Annotated in this window: 1 protein-coding gene; it reads left to right on the top strand. The window is 75.5% G+C overall.

The window, feature by feature from the left end; genetic code table 11:
* Positions 1-4944, top strand: a 4944-nt coding sequence (locus tag ACVNF4_RS32450) for a beta-ketoacyl synthase N-terminal-like domain-containing protein (RefSeq protein WP_461806461.1), incomplete at both ends; no start/stop codon positions are given.

The following is a 4944-nucleotide window of genomic DNA, read 5'->3' as shown; positions in this document are numbered from 1 at the left end:
CCGACCCCGGCTGGGCCCGCGTCTTCGCCGATGTCCCCGCCCGCCCCGGCGACCTGCCGAACCTGCCCACCTACCCCTTCCAGCGCCGCCGCCACTGGCCCGAGGGCCGCCGCCGCACCGCCGACGTCACCACCGCCGGGGTCAGCGCGCTCACCCACCCCCTGCTGGGCGCGCTCGTCCGGTTCGCGGACGCCGACGGCGCCGTCCTCACCGGCCGGATCTCCGCCGCCGACCACCCCTGGCTCGACGGCTACGCCCTCGGTGAGCGGCCCGTCCTGCCCGGCACCGCGTTCGTCGAACTCGCCGTCGCCGCAGGCGACCCCTTCGGACAGGGCCGCGTCGAGGAACTCACCCTCCACGCCCCGCTCACCCTCCCGGCGGACGGCACCGTCGCCCTCCAGATCAGAGTCGGCGCCGACGAGGACGACCGGCGCACCTTCACCGTCCACTCCACGGCCGCCGCCCCCGACACGGACGGCCCCTGGCTGCTGCACGCCTCCGGCACCCTCGTCCCCGAGACCGCCGCCCCCACCGACGACCTCACCGCCTGGCCCCCGCCCGCCGCCGAACCCGTCGACGTCCCCGGCCTCTACGACGGCCTCGCCGCCGCAGGCTTCTCCTACGGCCCCGAACGCCGCCTGCTCACCGCCCTGTGGCGCACCGCCACCGAGGCGTACGCCGAAGTAGCCCTCCCCGCAGGCCAGAACACCGAGGCCGCCCGCTTCAACCTCCACCCGGCGCTCTCCGAAGCCGCCCTGCACGCCCTCCAGGCCCTCGACGGCGACCCCGCCGTCCCGTTCTCCTGGAGCGGCACCCAGATCCACGCCACCGGCGCCACCCGCCTTCGGGTCCGCCTCACCCGCACCGGCGCCAGCACCGTCGCCGTCCTCCTCGCCGACACCACCGGCGCCCCCGTCGCCACCACCGACGCCCTCCTCCTGCGCCCCGCCGACCCGGCCGGACTCCTCGACACCCCGGTGTCCGCCGAACGCCTCGACCGGGCGGAACCCGCCCGGCGCCGCAAGGTCGCCGCCACCGGAGCGGACGACACCGACGCCGGGACCCTGCGCGGACGCCTGCTGCCGCTCACCGAGACCGAACGCACCGGAATCCTGCTGAGGCTGGTCCGCGACACCGCAGCGACCGCACTCGGCCACGACGACGCCGACACCGTGTCGTCGTCCCGGCCGTTCAAGGAACTCGGCTTCGACTCCCTGACCGCCGTCGACTTCCGCAACCGCCTCGCCGCAGCGGCAGGCCTGCGGCTGCCCGTCTCGATCGTCTTCGACCACCCCTCGCCCCGGCAACTCGTCAGCGCCCTGTACAGCGAGCTGTTCCCCGACGAGAGCGACGCCCGGCCCGCCGCACCGGCCCCCGCCAGGCGCCGCGCCACCGCCGACGAGCCCATCGCGATCGTCGGCATGGCCTGCCGCTTCCCCGGCGGCGTGGCGAACCCCGACGACCTGTGGAACCTGGTCACCGAGGGCCGCGACGCCATCACCGGACTGCCCCGCGACCGGGGCTGGCGGATCCAGGACGCGGCGCGTGGCGGGTTCCTCGACGACGCCGCCGGGTTCGACGCCGCGTTCTTCGGGATCACCCCGCGCGAAGCGCTCACCATGGACCCGCAGCAGCGGCTGCTCCTGGAGACGTCCTGGGAGGCCGTCGAACACGCCGGGATCGACCCGACGGCCCTGCGCGGCACCCGCACCGGCGTCTACGCCGGCGCCGCCGGACTCGGCTACTCCCTGCTCTTCCCGCCCGGCTCGGAAGCCCTCGCCGGATACACCGTCACCGGCAGCGCCACCAGCGTCGTCACCGGCCGCGTCGCCTACGTCCTCGGCCTGGAGGGACCGGCCGTCACCGTCGACACCGCCTGCTCCTCCTCCCTGGTCGCCCTGCACGACGCCGTCCAGGCGCTGCGCCGGGGCGAGTGCGACCTCGCGTTGGCGGGCGGGGTGTGCGTGATGCCGGACGCCGCGCTCTTCGCCGACTTCGAACGCCAGGGCGGCCTCGCCCCCGACGGCCGCTGCAAGGCGTTCGGCGCCTCCGCCGACGGCATCGGCTGGTCGGAAGGGGTGGGCGTGCTGCTCGTCGAGCGGCTCTCCGAGGCCCACAGGAACGGGCACCTGGTGCTGGCCGTCGTCAAGGGCTCCGCGATCAACCAGGACGGCGCCTCCAACGGGCTCACCGCACCCAGCGGGACGGCCCAGCAGCGCGTCATCCAGGACGCGCTGGCCGACGCGGGCCTCACCCCGGCCGACGTGGACGCCGTCGAGGCACACGGCACCGGGACGCGGCTCGGCGACCCCATCGAGGCACACGCACTCCAGGCCGCCTACGGACAGGACCGTCAACACCCGCTGTACCTCGGCTCGTTGAAGTCCAACATCGGGCACACCATGTCGGCGGCCGGGGTCGGCGGCGTCATCAAGACCGTCCTCGCCCTGCACCACGCCGAACTCCCGCGCACCCTGCACGCCGACGAACCGTCGACCGCGATCGACTGGACGGACGGCGGCGTCGAACTCCTCACCGAGCGACGGGCCTGGCCCGAGACGGGACGGCCGCGCCGCGCCGGGGTGTCGTCGTTCGGCATCAGCGGCACGAACGCCCACATCCTGCTGGAACAGGCCCCCGACACCCAGCTCCCGGAACCGGCGCAGCAGACCCCCCGACCCTGGCCCCTGTTCGTCTCCGCCCACGACGAGACCGCCCTGCGCGCCCAAGCCGCCCGCCTCCTCGACCGGCTCACCGCCGACCCCGCGCTCACCGCCGCCGACCTGGCCCACTCCCTCGCCACCACCCGCGCCGCCCTCGACCACCGCGCGGGGACGGTCGTCCACGACCGCGCCGACATCGAGGCCGCGCTCACCGCACTCGCGCACGGCGACCTGCCCGCCGGGCTGCTGCGCGACACCGCCCGCGAAGGCGCACTGGCCCTGCTCTTCACCGGCCAGGGCGCCCAGCACCCCGGCATGGGCCGCGAACTGTACGCAGCGCACCCGGTATTCGCCGAGACCATCGACGCGATCAGCCTCCACCTGGACCCGCTGCTGCCGCGCCCGCTGACCGAGGTGATGTGGACCGAGGACGACTCCGTCCACCGCACCGAGTTCGCCCAACCCGCCCTGTTCGCCTTCGAAACCGCCCTGTACCGGCTCCTGGAGTCCTGGGGTGTGCGCTCGGCGTTCCTGCTGGGCCACTCCGTCGGCGAGATCGCCGCCGCGCACGTCGCCGGGGTGCTGACCCTGCCCGACGCGTGCACGCTGATCGCCGCCCGGGGCCGCCTCATGCAGGCCCTCCCGGAGGGCGGCGGCATGCTCGCCGTGTCCGTCGACGAGAAGTGCGCCCACGCCGTCCTCGACGGCCGCACGGACGTCTCCGTCGCCGCCGTCAACGCGCCCGGCTCGGTCGTCCTGTCCGGTCCGGCGGCCGAACTCGCCGCCCTGCGCGAGACGTTCACCGGCGCCCGCACCCGCGCCCTGACGGTCAGCCACGCCTTCCACTCACCCCTGATGGAACCGATGCTGGAGGAGTTCGCGGCCGTCGTCGCCGGTCTCGACCTGCGCCCGCCGCGCATCCCCGTCGTCTCCGACCTGACCGGCGTGCCGCTCACCGCCGAGCAGGCGTGCTCCCCGGAGTACTGGGTCCGGCACGTCCGTGAGACCGTCCGGTTCGCCGACGGCGTCGCCCACCTCGCCGGGGAGGGCGTCACCGCTCTGCTGGAGGTCGGCCCCGACGGTGTCCTCACCGGCATGGCGCAGAGCTGCCTGGAGGACGCCGTGTGCGTGCCCGCGCAGCGCCGGGACACCCCGCAGAGCGAGGCGCTCGCCGAGGCCGTCACCCGCATCCACCTCGCGGGCCAGGCCCTCGACCGTGGTGCCCTGTTCACAGGGGCCCGTACGGTCCCCCTGCCGTCCTACCCCTTCCAGCACGCCCGCTACTGGCCCGAGCCGCGCCCCGCCCACACCGGCGACCTCGCCTCCCTCGGCCTGGAAGCCGCCGGGCACCCCCTCCTCGGCGCCAAGGTCACCACCGCCGACGGCCACACCCTGTTCACCGGCGAACTCTCGACGACCAGCCACCCCTGGCTCACCGACCACGCCGTCCTTCAGACCCCGCTGTTCCCCGGCACCGGCTTCGTCGAACTCGCCCTGTGGGCCGGCGCCCACACCGGCTGCCACCACCTCGACGAACTCACCCTCGCCGCCCCCCTCCCCGTCCCCGACGGCATCCCGGTCCGCCTCCAGGTCGCCGTGGGCCCCGAGGAGTCCGGCGCCCGGACGGTCACCGTGCACTCCCGCACCGAGGACGGCGACCCGTGGACCGCGCACGCCGAAGGCACCCTCCTCACCGAGGCGCCCCCACTGCCGGGGACGGCACCCCTGGTCTGGCCCCCGGCCGACGCGGAGGCCGTCGACCTGTCCACCTATTACGCGGACCTCGTCGACCACGGCTTCACCTACGGGCCCGCCTTCCAGGGCCTCACCGCAGCCTGGCGGCGCGGCGCCGAGGTGTTCGCCGAGGTACGGCTGCCCGACACGGCCGCCGGCGGGTTCGCCGTCCACCCCGCGCTCCTCGACGCCGCGATGCACGCGCTCGGCTTCCGCCCCAACGCGTCCTCCGCGAACGGGCCGCTCCTGCCGTTCGCCTGGCGCGGCGTCACCCGGCACACACAGGCCGCCACCGCCCTGCGCGTCCACATCCGCGACGAGGCGGAGGACCGGGTCGGCGTCGACCTCACCGACACGGACGGGCGCCCCGTCCTCACCGTCGGCGCCCTGCGCATGCGGGCCGCCGCGACCGAGCAGTTCGACACCGTGCGGCTGCGGCCCGAGTGGCTGCTGCGCACGGAGTGGACGCCGCTCGCCGCGTCCGGCGCGGCACCGGTGCGGGGCCGGATCGCCGTCCTCGGGGGAGGGGTGTCGGACCTCGGCTTCC

The sequence above is a fragment of the Streptomyces sp. S6 genome, assembly GCF_054880855.1.
Note: the sequence above shows the minus strand (reverse complement) of the source record. Positions and strands in the feature narration are given on the sequence as shown.